This window comes from Arsenicicoccus cauae (assembly GCF_043162025.1).
GTDB lineage: Bacteria > Actinomycetota > Actinomycetes > Actinomycetales > Dermatophilaceae > Arsenicicoccus > Arsenicicoccus cauae.
The window spans coordinates 1,940,795-1,957,726 of record NZ_CP171001.1; the positions used below are offsets into that span (position 1 = coordinate 1,940,795).

Genomic DNA, 16,932 nt, shown 5'->3' on the forward strand with positions numbered 1-16,932 from the left:
CGTGCCGTCCGTCGTCTGGGAGGAGAACTCGCGGGCGAGCAGGGCTGTCGGGATCGGCATGCCCACCACCATGGGGCCGTCGCGCCGGCGGCGACGCGAGCGCCCGGCCCCGCACGGGGTCGGGCGCTCCGGCATACGGCCAGGGCAGGCTCAGTGCATGCCACCCGGCGCGGGCTCGACGAGCTCGACCAGCACGCCCCCGGCGTCCTTGGGGTGGATGAAGTTGATGCGCGAGCCGGCGGTGCCGCGCCTGGGCTCGGGGTAGAGCAGGCGCAGGCCGCGCTCCTTGAGCGTGGCGCAGACGTCGTCGATGGACTCCACGCGGTAGGCCATCTGCTGGATCCCGACACCGGACTTGTCGATGAACTTGGCGATGGTGCTGTGCTCGTCGAGCGGGGCGAGCAGCTGGATGTGCGAGGTGGAGTCGCCGACGGCCATCATCGCCTCGGCGACGCCCTGCTCCTCGTTGACCTCACGGTGGGCCATGGTCATGCCGTACTTGGTCTCGTAGAACTCGATCGCCTCGTCGAGGTCGCGGACGGCGATGCCGACGTGGTCGATGTGCGTGAACAGTCCCTGCAGCGTGTTGTCAGCCATGCCTCCAGCCTAGGACCGGGGCTCGCGGGGACTCACCCGGGGGTCGACCGACGGCGCGGTATGACGAGGCTCACGCCGCACCGTGGCGCGACGCCGGTCACCCTCCGCCGGGCGGTGCCCCGGGACCCCGATAAGGTGGGCGGGCACCGAGCCCGACCCACCACCGCTGCTGGAGGCCTTCACATGTCCGCAACTGCCAGTCCGTCCGTCATCGTGGCCGGCGCCCGGACCCCGATGGGGCGGCTCATGGGCTCCCTCAAGGGGTTCTCCGGAGCCGACCTCGGCGCCGTCGCCATCAAGGGCGCCCTCGACAAGTCCGGCGTGGCCCCCGAGCAGGTCGAGTACGTCATCATGGGCCAGGTCCTCGGCGCCGGCGTCGGCCAGATCCCCGCCCGCCAGGCCGCCGTCAAGGCCGGCATCCCGATGACCGTCCCCGCCCTGACCGTCAACAAGGTCTGCCTCTCAGGGCTCGCCGCGATCGCCCTGGCCGACCAGCTGATCCGCGCGGGCGAGTTCGACATCGTCGTGGCGGGCGGCCAGGAGTCCATGACCAACGCACCGCACCTGCTCGCCAAGTCGCGTGACGGGTTCAAGTACGGCGACGCCACGCTCGCCGACTCGATGGTGGTGGACGGCCTGTGGGACGTCTTCACCGAGCAGCCGATGGGCCTGCTGACCGAGGCGGAGAACTCCGGCGACAAGGCCGTGTCCCGCGAGGAGCAGGACGCCTTCGCCGCGCGCTCGCACCAGCGGGCCGCGGCCGGGTGGGAGGCCGGGCGGTATGACGAGGAGGTCGTCCCCGTCACGATCCCGCAGCGCAAGGGCGACCCGATCGAGTTCCGGACCGACGAGGGGGTGCGGGGTGACACCACCGCCGAGTCCCTCGCCACGCTCAGGCCGGCGTTCAGCAAGGACGGCACCATCACCGCGGGCACGGCCTCGCAGATCTCCGACGGCGCCGCCGCCGTGGTCGTCATGAGCAAGGCCAAGGCCGAGGAGCTCGGCCTCACCTGGCTCGCCGAGATCGGTGCCCACGGCAACGTCGCCGGCCCGGACTCCTCGCTGCAGCAGCAGCCGGCCAACGCCATCGCCGCGGCCTGCCGCAAGGAGGGCATCGAGCCCACCGAGCTCGACCTCGTGGAGATCAACGAGGCGTTCGCCGCCGTCGGCATCGCCTCGGCCCGCGAGCTCGGCCTCGACGAGGAGCGGATCAACGTCGACGGCGGGGCGATCGCCCTTGGTCACCCCCTCGGCATGTCCGGCGCCCGCATCGTGCTGCACCTCGCGCTGGAGCTCAAGCGCCGGGGCGGCGGCACCGGCGTCGCCGCGCTGTGCGGTGGCGGTGGCCAGGGCGACGCGCTGATCGTCAAGGTCGCCAACTAGCAGACCCGCCGGGGGCGGGGGCATCGACCGGCCTTCGCACCGCAGGCTGATGCCCCTGCCCCCGGTAGGTACGACCACGCCGCTCGCCAGGCCGAGCGGCGCACCCCCAGGAGGAGCTGACAATCGTGTCCCGCCAGGTCGACATCCCGTCCCTCGTCGAGCAGGCCCGCGCCGGTCGTCCCCGCGCGGTCGCCCGCCTCATCTCGATGGTCGAGGACGCCCATCCGGCCCTTCGCGAGGTGATGGCGGCGCTCGCGCCCCACACCGGTCACGCGCACGTCATCGGCATCACGGGATCGCCCGGCGTCGGCAAGTCGACCTCCACCAATGCCCTGGTCACCGCCCTGCGCCAGCGTGACCTCCGCGTCGGCGTGCTCGCCGTGGACCCCTCGTCGCCGTTCTCCGGGGGCGCGCTGCTCGGCGACCGCATCCGCATGTCCGACCACGTGCTCGACCCGCAGGTCTACATCCGCTCCATGGCCTCCCGCGGCCATCTCGGGGGCCTGTCGTGGACCACGCCGCAGGCGCTGCGGGTGCTCGACGCCGCGGGCTGCGACGTGGTCCTCGTCGAGACGGTCGGCGTGGGGCAGAGCGAGGTCGAGGTGGTCGGGCTCGCCGACACGACCATCGTGCTGCTGGCGCCCGGCATGGGCGACGGCATCCAGGCCGCCAAGGCCGGCATCCTCGAGATCGGTGATGTCTTCGTCGTCAACAAGGCCGACCGCGACGGTGCCGACAACACCGTCCGCGACATCCGTCACATGATTTCCCTCGGCGACCGCACCGAGGCGGGCCTGTGGCGCCCGCCGGTGCTCAAGACCGTCGCCCACAGGCACGAGGGCGTCGACGAGGTCGTCGAGGCGCTCGACAAGCACGTCGCCTGGATGACCGACCGGGGCGTCCTGCGACAGCGGCGCCTCAAGCGAGCGACCGACGAGATCGAGTCGATCGTCATCAAGAACCTGCGCGAGCGGATGGGCGACCTGCGGGGCGATCACGGCATGGAAGCCCTCGCCGCGGCCGTCGTCGATGGTCGCAGCGACCCCTATGCCGCCGCGGACCAGGTCATCGGCGACCTCACCTGAGCGCGGCGCCAGCTCGTCGGGCGGGCTTGTTGGGCGGGCGCGTGGGTCGCGTCCGTGGGCCGCGTCCGTGGGCACCGTCACGATGTCCGCTCCGTCACGTGGTGCCGACACGCCGTTGCGTACAGTGGTGAGGTGCCGTTCACGCTCGCCCATCCCGCCCTGGTGCTGCCGCTGCGCCGCAGCGGGCTGCCGCTGACCGCGCTGGTGGCGGGCTCCCTGTCGCCAGACCTCCCGCTCTATGTCCCGGGGGGTCTGCTCGGCAGCCGGGACGAGGGACACTCGTGGACGCACACGTGGTTCGGTCTCGTCGCCTTCGACCTGCCCATGGGGATCCTGCTGGTCCTCGCGTGGACCTACCTGCTCAGCGAGCCCCTGCACGACGCCGCACCGGACGCGCTGCGGGACCGGCTGCGACCGCGCCGCGCCCGCCCGCGCTCGCGCTCGGTGTGGTGGTCGGTGCCCGTGGCCGTGCTGCTGGCCAACCTCGGGCACCTCGGCTGGGACCAGCTCACGCACGAGCCGAGCTGGACGACGGCCCGGCTGCCCGTGCTCGAGCAGGACCTCGCGGGCCTGCCCGTCGCGCGCTGGCTCATGTACGCCTTCTCCGTGCTCGGACTGGCCGCCATCGCGTGGGTGGTGTGGCGCGAGCTGCGGGACCGACCGGCGCGCCGCACGCCCCGCGTGAGCCCGGACCTGGCGCCGTGGATCGTGCGGGCACCGCTGGTCGTCGCGGTCGCGCTCGCGATCCGCACGATGATCACGATCGGCCCCTACCTGGGCACGCACGCCCTGCTCTACTACATGCTCACCTCGGCCATCGCCGCCGGCGTCGCGGTCCTGCTGGTGGTCTGCGTGGTGTGGCAGATGCTGGCCCCGGTGGACCGGCCGGAGGCGGTGTGATCGCCGAGCCCGACCAGCTCGCCGACGCCTTCGTCGAGGCGTGGAACCACCACGACCCCGACGCGCTGGCCGCGATGTTCACGGCGGATGCCGACTTCGTCAACGTCGTGGGCCTCTGGTGGCGCGACCGGGCCGGCATCCGTGGAGCCCACGCCTACGGCTTCGAGCGGATCTTCGGACAGAGCCGTATGACGCTCCGCCGTCGTCGCGTCCGCCGTCTCGGCGAGGTCGCCGTGGTCGTGGCGCAGTGGTCGCTGACCGGTCAGCTCTCGCCGACCGGGGACCCGGTCGGTGAGCGTCGCGGCGTGCTGACCCTGGTCGGACGCCGCGGCGAGGACGGGTGGTGTGCCGTCAGCGCGCACAACACCGACACCGTCCCCGGCATGGAGACGCACGTCGCGCGAGACGGAGGCCTCGCCCAGGCCGACTATCGGTAGCGACGGCGCACGCCGGGCGGCGGACGCGCCGGCACACGGCCCTCTATCCTGCCCAGGTGAGCACCCCCCTCAACCTGCCGTTCGACCCGATCGCTCGCGCCGAGAGCTCCTGGCGCGAGCGCTGGGGCGAGTCGGCGCCGTCCCGGCAGATGGCCACGGCCACGAGTCTGCTGCGGGTGGCGCAGATGCTGACGATCGCCTTCGACCAGGCGTGCGCGCAGCACGGGTTGACCTTCGCACGCTACGAGGCGCTGGTGCTCCTGACCTTCGGCCGGGACAGCGGCCTGCCGATGAGCGTCATCGGGGAGCGGCTCATGGTGCACCCCACGAGCGCGACGAGCATCGTGCAGCGGCTCGAGGCGCAGGGTTTCGTGCGGCGCGTGCCCAACCCGGCGGACGGCCGGGGGACGCTCGCGCAGATCACCGACGCCGGGCGCGCGGTGATGGAGGCGGCCACGCAGGACCTGCACCGGCTGGGCTTCGGGCTGGACGTGCTGACCACGCCCGAGCACGAGCAGCTCTTCGCCCTGCTGCGGCGGGTGCGCGTGGCGGCCGGGGACTTCACCGGCTGACGCCAGGGCTGGGTCTGGCGCGATCGGCGCTGGCAGCCTGGTGACAGATACTAGGACGTCCTAGTAAATTGGTGACCATGACGATCCAGGAGACCCAGCGCAGCGCCTCCGCGGCCCCCACCCCCGACTCGGCCGAGCGCCGCCGCGACGGGCGTCGCCGCTGGCAGCAGCGGTATGACGAGGCGGTCGCCAAGGGCCGCATCCGGGGCGGCGACTTCACCACCCTGTCCGGCGTCGAGGTCGACCCCGTCTACGGCCCCACCGACGAGCAGGCCGCCGCCGACGAGCGCATGGACCGCATCGGTTGGCCCGGCGAGTTCCCCTACACCCGAGGCCTGCACGCCACCGGCTACCGCGGCAAGAGCTGGACGATCCGGCAGTTCGCGGGCTTCGGCAACGCGGTGCAGACCAACGAGCGCTACAAGATGATCCTCGCCCGCGGGGGCGGCGGGCTGTCCGTGGCCTTCGACATGCCGACGCTCATGGGGCGCGACTCCGACGACCCGATGAGCCTCGGCGAGGTCGGCCACTGCGGCGTCGCGGTGGACTCCGCGGCCGACATGGACATCCTCTTTCGCGACATCCCGATGGGCGACACGACCACCTCGATGACCGTGTCCGGTCCTGCGGTGCCGGTCTTCTGCATGTATCTCGTCGCCGCCGAGCGTCAGGGCGTCGACATCTCCACCCTCAACGGCACGCTGCAGACTGACATCTTCAAGGAGTACATCGCGCAGAAGGAGTGGCTCTTCGCCCCCGAGCCGCACCTGCGGCTCATCGGCGACCTGATGGCCTACTGCGACGAGCACATCAAGGCCTACAAGCCGCTGTCCGTCTCGGGCTACCACATCCGCGAGGCCGGGGCGACGGCCGCCCAGGAGCTCGCCTTCACCCTCGCCGACGGCTTCGGCTACGTCGAGCTCGGGCTCTCCCGCGGCCTCGACGTCGACTCCTTCGCGCCCGGCCTGTCCTTCTTCTTCGACGCCCACGTCGACTTCTTCGAGGAGATCGCCAAGTTCCGCGCCGCCCGGCGCATCTGGGCGCGCTGGATGCGCGACGTCTACGGCGCCACCTCCGACAAGGCCATGCAGCTGCGCTTCCACACGCAGACCGCCGGGGTGTCGCTGACCGCCCAGCAGCCCTACAACAACGTCGTGCGGACGGCGATCGAGGCGCTCGCAGGCGTCCTCGGCGGCACCAACTCGCTGCACACCAATGCCCTTGACGAGACCCTCGCGCTGCCGACCGAGCAGTCCGCCGAGATCGCCCTGCGCACCCAGCAGGTGATCATGGAGGAGACCGGCGTCACCAATGTCGCCGACCCGCTGGGCGGTTCGTGGTACGTCGAGGCCCTGACCGACACGATCGAGGCCGAGGCGGAGGCGATCTTCACGCGCATCCTGTCGATGGGCCAGGTCCCGGTCGACTCCGCCGACAAGGCTCGCCTGGCCGAAGTCGTGCGCGACAACGTCGGCAAGGCCGAGGGCGGTGTCTGGCCCATGACCTCCGGCATCCTGCGCGGCATCGAGGAGGGCTGGTTCATGTCCGAGATCGGGGACGCCGCCTTCACCTACCAGCTCGCGCTGGAGTCCGGTCACAAGAGGATCGTCGGCGTCAACTGCCTCACCGAGTCGGTCAGCTCCGAGCTGGACATCCTGCGCGTCTCGCACGAGGTGGAGCGCGAGCAGGTCGCGACGCTCTCGCAGCGTCGTGCCGGTCGCAACGAGGACATCGCCGCGGACGCGGTCAAGCGGATGGTCGAGGTCTCCCGCACGCAGGACAACATGATCCCCGCCATGCTCGACGCGGTCCGCGCCGAGGCGACCCTCGGCGAGATCTGCGACGCGCTGCGCGAGGAGTGGGGCATCTACCGCGAGCCCGCCCGCTTCTGATCCGGTCTCGCCCGACCGCGGGCGTCGTTCGGTTACCCGGCGTCGGTCCGGGTGCGACACAATGCCCGTATGACGTCGCAGCCGTTCTCCACCGCCGCCGCTCGTGGCGCGGTCGACCTGTCCGGACTCAGCCAGCCGCAGCCCACGGGCACCCGTGCCCCCGCGCCCGCCCCCGACCAGGGTGGGGGCGCACGTCCGGGCTCACCGGTCGTGGTCGAGGCCACCGAGGCCACGATCCAGCAGATCATGCAGCAGTCGGTCAGCGTGCCGTCGGTGCTGCTGGTGTGGAGCGCCACCCGTGGCGGGCGTGAGGTCGTCGCCGACTTCGCGGCGGTGGCCGAGGCGAGCGGCGGCCGGTTCGTGCTCGCGACGGTGGACGTCGACGCCAACCCCGGTCTGGCGCAGGCCCTGCAGGTGCAGCAGATCCCGATGGCGGTCGGTCTGCTCCAGGGTCAGCCGGTGCCGCTGTTCGTCGGCAGCCAGCCCAAGGACGTGATCCAGCAGTACGTCGACGAGCTGCTCAAGGTCGCCGTGGCCAATGGCATCACCGGCCGCGTGGACGTGGGGGAGCAGGCCGACGCCGAGGGCGAGGTCCCCATGTCGCCCGAGCACGAGGAGGCCTTCACCGCCCTCGAGCGCGGCGACTTCGAGGGCGCGCGGGCGGCATACGACAAAGCCCTGGCCAAGGACCCCAAGGACCGGGACGCCCAGGTGGGCAAGGCCCAGGTCGACCTGCTGGAGCGGACCACCGGCGTCGACCTGCAGGTGGCTCGCACGGCCGCTGCCGACAACCCCGCCGACGTCGAAGCCCAGCTGCTCGTCGCGGACCTGGACGTCATGGGCGGGCATGTCGAGGACGCCTTCCTGCGGCTCGTCGACCTCGTCCGCTCGCTGGCGGGCGATGACCGCGAGAGGGTCCGTGTGCACCTGATCACGCTCTTCGACGTCGTGGGCAGCGAGGACCCCCGCGTCAAGAAGGGGCGCACGTCCCTCATGTCCGCCCTCTTCTGATCAGCGCGCGAACCGGCCGGGGTCGTCCCAGGTCGGTTCGTCCCAGCAGACCAACGCGTCCGCATCGCACCGCGACGATCACGTCGCGGTCGTCCGCTGACACGGGGCGCAGATGCGTCGCCGGTCTCCAGCATGGCGAACGCGAGGGCCACCCCCACCATGCTCCTCCCGGGCCAGGAGACGGGCCGCGCCGTGGAGTACCACGCGAAGGATGGCGGGCGCAGGACCTCGAGGGTGGGCGTGCGCCCAACCAGGGGGGCGCACGACAACCGTCAAGCAATTGTCTGGGGGTCAGCGCGTGGCGTGCCCGCCGTCCCACTCCAGCATCGTCGTGCCGTTGGACTCGCGGGCACCGAGCGCGCGGTAGGTCGCGAGGGCGGCCTGGTTGTCGGTCTCGGTGAGGGTCCACACGGCGTGGCACCCGCGCTCGGCCGCGACGGCCTGCAGCTCCCGCAGCAGGGCGCTGCCGATGCCGCGGCGCTGCTGCGCCGGGTCCACCGCGAGCTCGTAGACGAACATCTCGGTGCCCTTGTCGGGGTGGCACATCTCGACGCCGGTGACGAACCCGACCGGCCGATAGCCCTCGATCGCAAGGACGAGGTGGTGGCCGGGCATCGCGAGGAAGCGTCGTGCCCCCTCCTCGGAGGGAGGGGTGTCGAACAGGTCCCCGGCGGCCAGCACCAGCAACGCGTCGCGGGGTCCGAGGCGCGTCAGCCGCAACGCGCTCATCGGGCGGCGGCCTCGCGCTCGTCGCGGGGCAGGCACTGGATCATCGCGTCGGCCACCTGGCCGACGGCGGTGGGGGAGCCGGCGAGGTGCCAGGTGTGCCCGCCGACCGGCACGAGCCGGGTGACCCCGCCGGCCGCCTCGACGAGCGCCTGCCCGGGGTACCAGTCCCAGGGGTGGCAGTCCGCCTGGTACCACACGCCCACGCGACTGTCGGAGGTCCACGCAAGGTCCACCGACGCCGAGCCCAGCATCCGCACGGTGGCGCACAGCCGGGTCGCCTCGGCCCACGGCGCGATCATCTCGGGCCGCCCGAACCTCGTGGGGTGCAGGTAGGTCGCCGCGCTGACCAGGTCGAGCGGGAGGTCGCGGACCGGGTCCACGGGCACGCCGTTGCAGGTCGTGGGGTGGTCGCGGCCGCCGAGCCACAGCTGGTCGCTCTCGGGGTGGTAGACCGCGCCGAGGATCGGTCCGTCGTCGTCGACCAGGGCGAGGGCCGAGCACCAGTGCGTCATACCGTGCAGGAAGTTGTAGGTGCCGTCGACGGGGTCGATGAACCAGGTGCGCCCGCTCCCGGCCGGCGCGCTCGTGCCCTCCTCGCCGACGAGACCGTCGTTCGCGCGCTCACGGCGCAGCCGGGTGCCCACGAGCTCCTCGGCAGCGTGGTCGGCGGCGGTCACCACGTCCGACACGGAGGTCTTGCGGGTCCCCTCGAGACCCGCCGCGCGCATCTCCAGCGCCAGGGTGCCGGCGGAACGGACCAGGTCGGCGGCGAGAGCGAGGTCGTCGGCAGAGGTCATGGGGGCCAGCCTAGTGGTGCTCCCCGGGCGGTCCGCCTACCCGCCCAGCGCGGCGGAGACCACGGCGCGGGCCTCCTCCTGGACCTGGGCGAGGTGCTCGGGGCCCTTGAAGGACTCGGCGTAGATCTTGTAGACGTCCTCGGTGCCGGACGGGCGCGCTGCGAACCACGCGGACTCCGTCGTCACCTTGAGCCCGCCGATCGCCGCCCCGTTGCCGGGAGCCTCGGTCAGCTTGGCCGTGATCGGCTCTCCGGCCAGGGACTCCGCGGTGACGTCCGCGGGGGAGAGGGCCTTGAGCTTGGCCTTCTGGTCGCGGTCGGCGGGGGCGTCGACGCGGGCGTAGGCCGGGTCTCCGTGGCGCGCCACCAGCTCGGCGTAGTGCTGCGAGGGGCTCTTGCCGGTCTTGGCCTGGATCTCGCTCGCCAGCAGCGCGAGGATGATGCCGTCCTTGTCGGTCGACCACACCGAGCCGTCGAAGCGCAGGAAGGAAGCACCCGCCGACTCCTCGCCGCCGAACGGCCCGGAGCCGTCGAGCAGCCCCGGCACGAACCACTTGAAGCCCACCGGCACCTCGACGAGCCGCCGCCCGAGGTCCGCCGCGACCCGGTCGATCATGGACGACGACACCAGCGTCTTGCCGATGAACCCGTCGGCGGGCCACTGCGGGCGCGCGCCGCCGTAGAGGTACTGGATCGCCACGGCGAGGTAGTGGTTGGGGTTCATCAGCCCACCGTCGGGGGTGACGATCCCGTGCCGGTCGGCGTCGGCGTCATTGCCCGTCGCGATGTCGTAGCGGTCCTTCTGCGCGATGAGCGAGGCCATGGCGGACGGGGAGGAGCAGTCCATCCGGATCTTTTCGTCCCAGTCCAGGGTCATGAACCGCCAGGTCGGGTCGACGAGCGGGTTGACCACGGTCAGCTCGAGGCCGTAGTGCTCGCCGATGGCGCCCCAGTAGTCGACCGCCGCGCCGCCGAGGGGGTCGGCGCCGATGCGCACGCCCGCCTCCTTGATGGCGGCCAGGTCGATGACTTCGGCCAGGTCCTCGACGTAGATGCGCTTGAACTCATAGGGCTCGCACTGCGCCCGCGCCTCGGCGAAGGACACGCGCCGGACGCCCTCGAGCCCGGCCTTGATGTAGTCGTTGGCGCGCGCCGCGATCCACCCGGTCGCGTCGGTGTCGGCCGGGCCACCGTGCGGCGGGTTGTACTTGAAGCCGCCGTCGCTCGGCGGGTTGTGCGAGGGGGTGACGACGATGCCGTCGGCGAGTCCGCTGTCGGCGGGCAGGTCGTCGACCCCGCCGACCTTGCCCTTGTTGGCCCGCAGGATCGCGTGCGACACGGCGGGGGTGGGGGTGTAGCGGTCCTCGGCGTCCACCATGACGTGCACACCGTTGGCGACGAGCACCTCGAGCGCGGACGCCCACGCCGGCTCGGACAGGCCGTGGGTGTCGCGCCCGATGAACAGCGGCCCGTCGAAGCCCTGCTCGGTGCGGTAGTCCACGATCGCCTGCGTCGTCGCCAGGATGTGGTCCTCGTTGAACGCGGTCCGCAGGCTGCTGCCGCGGTGCCCCGACGTCCCGAAGGCGACCTGCTGGTCGACGTCGTCCGGGTCCGGCTTGCCGGTGTAGTAGGCGGTGACGAGGTGGGCCACGTCGACCAGGTCGCGGGGCTCGGCGGGCTGTCCTGCACGGTTCGCGGTCATGGGCTCATCCTTGCACCCGTCGGCCGGGGTGGCACCTGGCAGGCTCGCCAGGTGACGCACCCGGCCGGCGGGTCGCCGCAGCCGGATTCGCCGTACGACGGGCCGCGGGTCCGATCAGTAGGCGCCGCAGTTGGGCAGCTGCGTGAGCCCGTTGAACCGCGACTCGAAGAAGGTCGTCGCGTACGCCGCCGTCGGGATCGCTCCGCCCAGGTGGGTGGGGGTGATGATGGGCTGGAACCACACGTTGGCGCCCCGGGAGCACCAGTCCTTGGCCAGCTGCCGGGGGACGGCATACGGGATGACGTCGTCGGTCAGCGAGCTCGTGACGAGCACCGGCGCGTTGGGCTTGGTCCGCCCGATGCGGTTGTCGGCCACCAGGGAGCGCAGCGGCTCCTCGGTGAAGGCCTGGTCCATCGGGCGGCCGTCCTTGGTGAGGGTGCTGCTGCGGATGAAGGCAAGGTCGAACAGGTTGATGACGCAGTTGCCCTCCACCTTGGGCAGCAGCGCCACCCCCTTGGCGTTGAGGTAGGTCGAGGGGTCGACGTGGTAGGCCGAGAACAGCCCGGCGGTGGCGTAGAGCTCGAAGGCGGAGTAGAGCGACCCGTCGATCTGCTTGGAGACCGGCGCGAGGTCGGCGGGCGGAGCACCCGCCACCGTGCCCTTGACGTCCAGCTCGGGAGCGTAGCTGCCCGCCAGCTCGGCCGCGGCCGCCGCGGCGCCACCGCCCTGGGAGTAGCCGGACAGGCCCACCGGCGTGCGGGTGTCGGTGCCGGGCAGGCCGACCCGTTGCGTGGCGCGGGCGAGGTCGAGGACGGCGTGCCCCTGGGCCTCGCGGACCATGTAGGTGTGGGTGCCGGGGGTGCCGAGGCCCTGGTAGTCGGTCAGCGCCACCGTGTAGCCGCGGAACAGCAGGTCCTTGAAGAAGATCGTCTCGTACTCCGTCATGGCCTTGAGCTGGCGGGACGGGGCGCAGGCGTCGGCCATGCCCTGGGTGCCGGCCGCGTAGCTGATGATCGGGCGCTTGCCCGGGCCGACCCAGGGGGCCTTCGGCGAGACCACGACGGCCGTGACGGCGATCGGGGTGCCCTCGCGGTCCGTGGAGGAGTACATGACCCGCCGCGCGTCGTAGGACAGGGACGAGGCGTCGAGGGGGTCGAGGACGTTGTCCGCCTTCTCCTGGCGGATGACCGTGCCGGGCGTGCTGGGGATCTGGGCGGGCGGCTCGTAGAACGCCGGGCGCGCGGGCTCCGGGGTGTCGCTGAGGGTGCTGGCTCCGGCCGTGCCGGGGATGGCGTGCTCGTCGGCGGAGGCGGCCGGGGCGATGGCGCACAAGGACGCGAGGGAGGCGGCAAGGACGGCGGTCGCGACGGTGCGACGGCGGGGCAGGGCAGAGGACAACGGTGTCTCCTGTCGGGAGGTGAGGTGCCGCGAGGCTACCCACCGGTAGCGCCCTTTGCCTAGACCCTGTTACTCACGGGATCGCATGCCCATGCGGTGGCGTCCCGCCGACGTCGTGGCCTCCGAGCACGCCGAGGGGGCCCACCTCGGGTGGTGGGACCCCCTCGGGTCGTATGCCGCGCCGGCGTCCGTCAGGCCTGGGTCTCGCCCGGCGTGGCGTCCAGCTCGGGGCGGGACGCCGCGTCGGCCCCCACCTCGTCGGGGCTCGGGGCGCCCGTCCCGGCGCCCTCGTCCTGGGACGACGTCGAGGTGGAGGACAGCTCGGGGCGCGCCTGGCGCAGCACCGCGGCCCGCTCGGAGGGGACGGGCTCCTGCGCGCTGAACCACACCGTCGCAAACGGCGGCACGGTGATCTCGGCGGAGCAGGGCAGGCCGTGCCAGGGGATCTCCTCGGCGACGACCTGCCCGAGGTTGCCGACCCCGGAGCCGGCCCACTCGGTGGCGTCGGTGTTGAGCACCTCACGCCAGATGCCGGGGTGGGGCAGGCCGATGCGGTACTGGTGGTGGGGGCCTCCGGAGAAGTTCGACACGCACGCCATCGCGGGCCGGCCCTCGTCCTCGTCCTTGCCGTAGCGCAGGAACGAGAAGACGTTGCCCTGCGCGTCGTTGGCGTCGATCCAGCGGAATCCCTCGCCGGACGTGTCCAGCTGCCACAGGGCGGGGGACTCGCGGTAGGTCGCGTTCATCGACTTGACCATCTGGTGCACCGCGAGGTGCCAGGGCTGGTCCAGGAGCCACCAGTCCAGGCTCTGGGCGTCCGCCCACTCGGCCTCCTGGGCGAACTCCTGGCCCATGAACAGCAGCTGCTTGCCGGGGTGGGCCCACATGAAGCCGAGGTAGGCGCGCAGGTTGGCCAGCTGCTGCCAGCGGTCCCCGGGCATCTTGCGCAGCAGGGAGCCCTTGCCGTAGACGACCTCGTCGTGCGAGATCGGCAGCACGAAGTTCTCGCTGAAGGCGTAGACCAGGCCGAAGGTCATCTCGCCGTGGTGGTACTGCCGGTAGATGGCCTCGTGCTCGACGTAGTCGAGGGTGTCGTGCATCCAGCCCATGTTCCACTTGAAGCCGAACCCCAGGCCGCCGATCTCGGTCGGCCGGGTGACGCCGGGCCAGGACGTGGACTCCTCGGCGATGACCATGGCGCCCGGGTGGTGCTTGTAGACCGTGGCGTTGGTCTCCTGCAGCAGCTGGACCGCGTCGAGGTTCTCCCGGCCGCCGTACTGGTTGGGCAGCCACTCGCCGTCGTTGCGGGAGTAGTCCAGGTAGAGCATCGAGGCGACCGCGTCGACCCGCAGCCCGTCGACGTGGAACTCCTCCAGCCAGTACAGGGCGTTGGCGACGAGGAAGTTGCGCACCTGCGGGCGGCCGAAGTCGAACACGTGCGTGCCCCAGTCGGGCTGGTCCCCGCGGCGGGGGTCCGGGTGCTCGTAGAGCGCCTCGCCGTCGAACTTGGCCAGGGCGAAGGCGTCCTTGGGGAAGTGCGCCGGGACCCAGTCGAGGATGACCCCGACGCCGGCCTGGTGCAGCGTGTCCACGAGGTGCCGGAACTCGTCCGGCGACCCGAAGCGCGAGGTCGGGGCGTAGTAGCCGGTGACCTGGTAGCCCCAGGACGGGCCGTAAGGGTGCTCGGCGACGGGGAGGAACTCCACGTGGGTGAAGCCGAGGTCCTTGACGTAGGCGACGAGCTGGTCCGCGAGCTCGGTGTAGGTCAGCCCCTGCCGCCACGAGCCGAGGTGGACCTCGTAGATGCTCATGGGCTGCTCGTGGCGCTGCGTGGCGTCGCGCTCGGCGATCCAGGCATCGTCCGACCACGTGTAGGTCGACTCGTCGACCACCGAGGCGGTGGCCGGCGGGATCTCGGTGCGCCGGGCCAGCGGGTCGGCCTTGGCGCGCCACTGCCCGTCCTTGCCCAGGATCTCGTACTTGTAGCGCGCGCCCGGCTCGACGCCCGGGACGAAGAGCTCCCACAGGCCCGAGCCGCCGAGCGAGCGCATCGGGTGCCCCTGGGAGTCCCAGGTGTTGAAGTCGCCGGCGACGCGGACGGTGCGGGCGTTGGGTGCCCACACCGCGAAGCTCGTGCCGCGCGTCGTGCCGAGCGGGCCGTCGTAGGACCGGACGTGCGAGCCGAGGACGTCCCACAGCTGCTCGTGGCGGCCCTCGGAGATGAGGTGGATGTCGACCTCGCCGAGCGTCGGCCAGAAGCGGTAGGGGTCGTCGACGGTGTGCTTGAACCCGTCGCCGTAGTCCACCGCCACGCGATAGTCCGGGACCTGGTCGGCCTCGATCGTCGCGGTCCAGACACCCTCGTGCTGGTGCTCGAAGGGCACGACGCGGCCGTCCAGGACCAGGTCGACCGACGCCGCGCGCGGCTTGAAGGTGCGCACGGTGACGACGCCCTCGCCCTGGTGCGGCCCCAGCACCGAGTGCGGGTCGTGGTGGTGGCCGTGGACGAGCCGGTCGATCTCGTCGGTGTGCACGGGGACCGGCTGCGGGCCGGACGGCTTGACGGACGGGGCCGGCGCCGCCGGGGTCGGCGACGCCTCGGGTGCCGCGGCCGTGACGGGCGAGGGGAGGGGTGCCTCGGGGGCGACGGGCGGGACGACCGGCACCGTCGGGGCCCCCTGCGCCTCGGGGCCTGGGTCAGAGGTGTCGGGGCTCTCGGTGCCGCGGGCCGCGGCGCGCGAGCGGACCTCCTGGACGGCCGACCCGGCGGCGTTGCGGGCGACCTCGGCGACCTGCGAGGCCACCGCGGCGCCGACGGCGCCCACGACGCCGGACACCGCGCCCAGCAGTCGCGAGGGACGCTCGCCGTGCTCGCCGTGCTCGTCCTCCTTGGACGGCTGATCGTGCCGCGTGCTGCCGGAGCCGGTGGTGCCGGCGTCGGCGCTGCTCACGGTCGAGGCGTCGGTGCGGGGTTCGTCGTGGTCCTTCATCGGTGTTCCCTTCGCTGCAGCCACCAGGCGCTCGACGGCGCCGATGGGGATGGGGAGCCACGAGGGACGGTTACGTGCCTCGTAGACCACTTCGTACAGGGCCTTGTCGAGCTCCATGGCGCGCAGCACCTCGGGCTCGTGGCGGGGGTCTTGATCGGTGGCCTCGGCGTAGCCGTCGAGGAAGGCCTCGCGGGCGGCGTGCGCCCACGCGGCGGCCGTCTCGGACCGGCCCGCGTCCTCCTGCGCGACGGAGCCGGCCGCGTAGTCGAAGGACCGGAGCATGCCGGCCACGTCGCGCAGGGCCAGGTCGGGGACGGTGCGCTCGGCGAGGGGGCGCAGCGGCTCGCCCTCGAAGTCCAGGAGCACCCAGCCGCGGCCGGGCACGTCGAGCACCTGCCCGAGGTGGTAGTCGCCGTGGATGCGCTGCAGACGAGGCCAGACGGCGTCGCGGGCCGCGGCCAGGATCTCGTCGACCTCGGCCTCCATCGCGCGCAGCGGCGCGTGGGCCTCGGCGGCCAGGACCCAACGGCTGCGCATCGACAGCGCGAGGGTGCGGTGGTCCTCGTCGGTGGCCTCGGCGGTCTCCATGGCCTCGGCGAGCGTGCGGTGCACCTCTCCGGTCGCCCGGCCGAGGGCGCGGGCGCGCTCGGTGAAGTCCGTGCCCCGGCTCGCGGCCTCGAGCGCCACGCGCCAGGCGTCCCGCACGTCGGGCAGGAACTCCTGGGCGAAGGCGAGATGCCCGCGCAGGTCGTGACCGCCGTCGGACCAGCTGCCCCGCAGGGAGCCGAGGGGGCGCGGGACCAGCGTCGAGCCGGCCCCGGCCAGGGCCGTCTGCACGGTCACGTCCGGGTTGTCACCGGCGGACAGCACGCGAAAGACCTTGACGATCAAGGGGGACGGTGCACCGGAGGCGTCGTCCGCCTGGACGACGACCGAGGTGTTGGACTGCTCGCCGGACAGTACCTTGGCGCTGCGTATGTCGACGTGCCCGACGCCGTCCACGGGGCTGCCCTGTGCGCCGGCGTCGGCCTTGCCGTGGTCCGGGGTGGCCTCGGTGTCGCCCTCGACGATGGTGCGGACGAGCTCGGCGACGTAGACCGGGTCGTGCGGCGCGTCGTAGACGTAGCGGGTGCCGAGCACTGAGTGCTCCACCGTCGCGACGAGCGCGTGCTCGCCGCCCTCGAGCGGCGCCGCGCGGTAGGTGAGGGGCACCTGGTAGAGCACGGGAGGCTCGGCCGCGGTGTCCTTGACCAGCAGCGTCTCGATGCCGACCTCGCCCTCGGGGTCCTGGAAGCGGTAGCTGCCGACCCGCGCGAGCGCGGGGCCCTGCCCGGACCCCTTGCTGGTGTACCACCGCTGCTCGCCGATCCAGGCCTGGACGGCGTCGAGCTTGCTCGGCGTGATGCTGGCTCCCGCCTCGATCTTGGACGTGCCTGCCAT

At 72.3% G+C, this 16,932-nt stretch carries 13 protein-coding genes; 7 read left to right on the plus strand and 6 right to left on the minus strand.

All coding sequences use genetic code 11. The annotated features are described in order from the left end of the window. Positions 1 to 150: 150 nt before the first annotated feature. Positions 151 to 597: a methylmalonyl-CoA epimerase gene (gene mce / locus ACF3NS_RS09095; RefSeq protein WP_288797399.1), complete on the minus strand. Its 447-nt coding sequence runs from the start codon at positions 595 to 597 to the stop codon at positions 151 to 153. A 183-nt stretch (positions 598 to 780) separates the two neighbouring features. Between mce and ACF3NS_RS09100 the strand changes: the two genes are divergently transcribed. The 7 genes from ACF3NS_RS09100 to ACF3NS_RS09130 all read left to right on the plus strand — a co-directional run bounded on the left by ACF3NS_RS09100 (position 781) and on the right by ACF3NS_RS09130 (position 7,877). Beyond that, on the plus strand, positions 781 to 1,980 hold the full coding sequence (locus ACF3NS_RS09100) for an acetyl-CoA C-acetyltransferase (RefSeq protein ID WP_154593499.1): 1,200 nt from the start codon (positions 781 to 783) through the stop codon (positions 1,978 to 1,980). Positions 1,981 to 2,102: 122 nt separating this feature from the next. Beyond that, the gene (meaB, locus tag ACF3NS_RS09105) at positions 2,103 to 3,065 is read left to right on the plus strand and encodes a methylmalonyl Co-A mutase-associated GTPase MeaB (RefSeq protein WP_392469107.1); all 963 of its coding nucleotides are present in this window, start codon (positions 2,103 to 2,105) and stop codon (positions 3,063 to 3,065) included. Positions 3,066 to 3,197: 132 nt separating this feature from the next. After that, positions 3,198 to 3,965, plus strand: a complete 768-nt coding sequence (locus ACF3NS_RS09110; protein ID WP_392465634.1) for a DUF4184 family protein — start codon at positions 3,198 to 3,200, stop codon at positions 3,963 to 3,965. After that, the gene (locus tag ACF3NS_RS09115; protein WP_311966574.1) at positions 3,962 to 4,402 is read left to right on the plus strand and encodes an SgcJ/EcaC family oxidoreductase; all 441 of its coding nucleotides are present in this window, start codon (positions 3,962 to 3,964) and stop codon (positions 4,400 to 4,402) included. Before ACF3NS_RS09110 ends, ACF3NS_RS09115 begins: the two co-directional genes overlap by 4 nt. A gap of 56 nt (positions 4,403 to 4,458) precedes the next feature. Next, positions 4,459 to 4,974 (plus strand): MarR family winged helix-turn-helix transcriptional regulator, encoded by a 516-nt coding sequence (locus ACF3NS_RS09120; protein ID WP_289032552.1) that lies wholly within the window; start codon positions 4,459 to 4,461, stop codon positions 4,972 to 4,974. A 71-nt stretch (positions 4,975 to 5,045) separates the two neighbouring features. Then, the gene (locus ACF3NS_RS09125) at positions 5,046 to 6,866 is read left to right on the plus strand and encodes a methylmalonyl-CoA mutase (protein WP_375804515.1); all 1,821 of its coding nucleotides are present in this window, start codon (positions 5,046 to 5,048) and stop codon (positions 6,864 to 6,866) included. Between the two features lie 69 nt (positions 6,867 to 6,935). After that, the gene (locus ACF3NS_RS09130; RefSeq protein ID WP_392465636.1) at positions 6,936 to 7,877 is read left to right on the plus strand and encodes a tetratricopeptide repeat protein; all 942 of its coding nucleotides are present in this window, start codon (positions 6,936 to 6,938) and stop codon (positions 7,875 to 7,877) included. Between the two features lie 291 nt (positions 7,878 to 8,168). Here ACF3NS_RS09130 and ACF3NS_RS09135 read toward each other — a convergent pair whose 3' ends face one another. From ACF3NS_RS09135 to glgB, 5 genes are all read right to left on the minus strand, one after another. Beyond that, the gene (locus ACF3NS_RS09135; protein ID WP_154593495.1) at positions 8,169 to 8,606 is read right to left on the minus strand and encodes a GNAT family N-acetyltransferase; all 438 of its coding nucleotides are present in this window, start codon (positions 8,604 to 8,606) and stop codon (positions 8,169 to 8,171) included. Next, on the minus strand, positions 8,603 to 9,403 hold the full coding sequence (locus tag ACF3NS_RS09140; protein WP_154593494.1) for an inositol monophosphatase family protein: 801 nt from the start codon (positions 9,401 to 9,403) through the stop codon (positions 8,603 to 8,605). Before ACF3NS_RS09140 ends, ACF3NS_RS09135 begins: the two co-directional genes overlap by 4 nt. A 36-nt stretch (positions 9,404 to 9,439) precedes the next feature. Next, a complete protein-coding gene (gene pgm / locus ACF3NS_RS09145) occupies positions 9,440 to 11,104 on the minus strand; it encodes a phosphoglucomutase (alpha-D-glucose-1,6-bisphosphate-dependent) (protein ID WP_154593493.1) in 1,665 nt (554 codons plus the stop codon). 114 nt (positions 11,105 to 11,218) lie between these two features. Beyond that, on the minus strand, positions 11,219 to 12,502 hold the full coding sequence (locus tag ACF3NS_RS09150; protein ID WP_392465639.1) for a lipase family protein: 1,284 nt from the start codon (positions 12,500 to 12,502) through the stop codon (positions 11,219 to 11,221). 191 nt (positions 12,503 to 12,693) lie between these two features. Continuing rightward, entirely contained in the window at positions 12,694 to 16,932 is a 4,239-nt protein-coding gene (glgB, locus tag ACF3NS_RS09155; protein WP_392465642.1) for a 1,4-alpha-glucan branching protein GlgB, read from the minus strand.

What these genes read in the sequence shown, in the direction of transcription:
- mce (WP_288797399.1), bottom strand. Translation starts at nt 597, where the DNA reads ATGGCTGACAACACGCTGCAGGGACTGTTCACGCACATCGACCACGTC.
- ACF3NS_RS09100 (WP_154593499.1), top strand. Translation starts at nt 781, where the DNA reads ATGTCCGCAACTGCCAGTCCGTCCGTCATCGTGGCCGGCGCCCGGACC.
- ACF3NS_RS09130 (WP_392465636.1), top strand. Translation starts at nt 6,936, where the DNA reads ATGACGTCGCAGCCGTTCTCCACCGCCGCCGCTCGTGGCGCGGTCGAC.
- ACF3NS_RS09135 (WP_154593495.1), bottom strand. Translation starts at nt 8,606, where the DNA reads ATGAGCGCGTTGCGGCTGACGCGCCTCGGACCCCGCGACGCGTTGCTG.
- ACF3NS_RS09140 (WP_154593494.1), bottom strand. Translation starts at nt 9,403, where the DNA reads ATGACCTCTGCCGACGACCTCGCTCTCGCCGCCGACCTGGTCCGTTCC.
- pgm (WP_154593493.1), bottom strand. Translation starts at nt 11,104, where the DNA reads ATGACCGCGAACCGTGCAGGACAGCCCGCCGAGCCCCGCGACCTGGTC.
- glgB (WP_392465642.1), bottom strand. Translation starts at nt 16,932, where the DNA reads ATGGCAGGCACGTCCAAGATCGAGGCGGGAGCCAGCATCACGCCGAGC.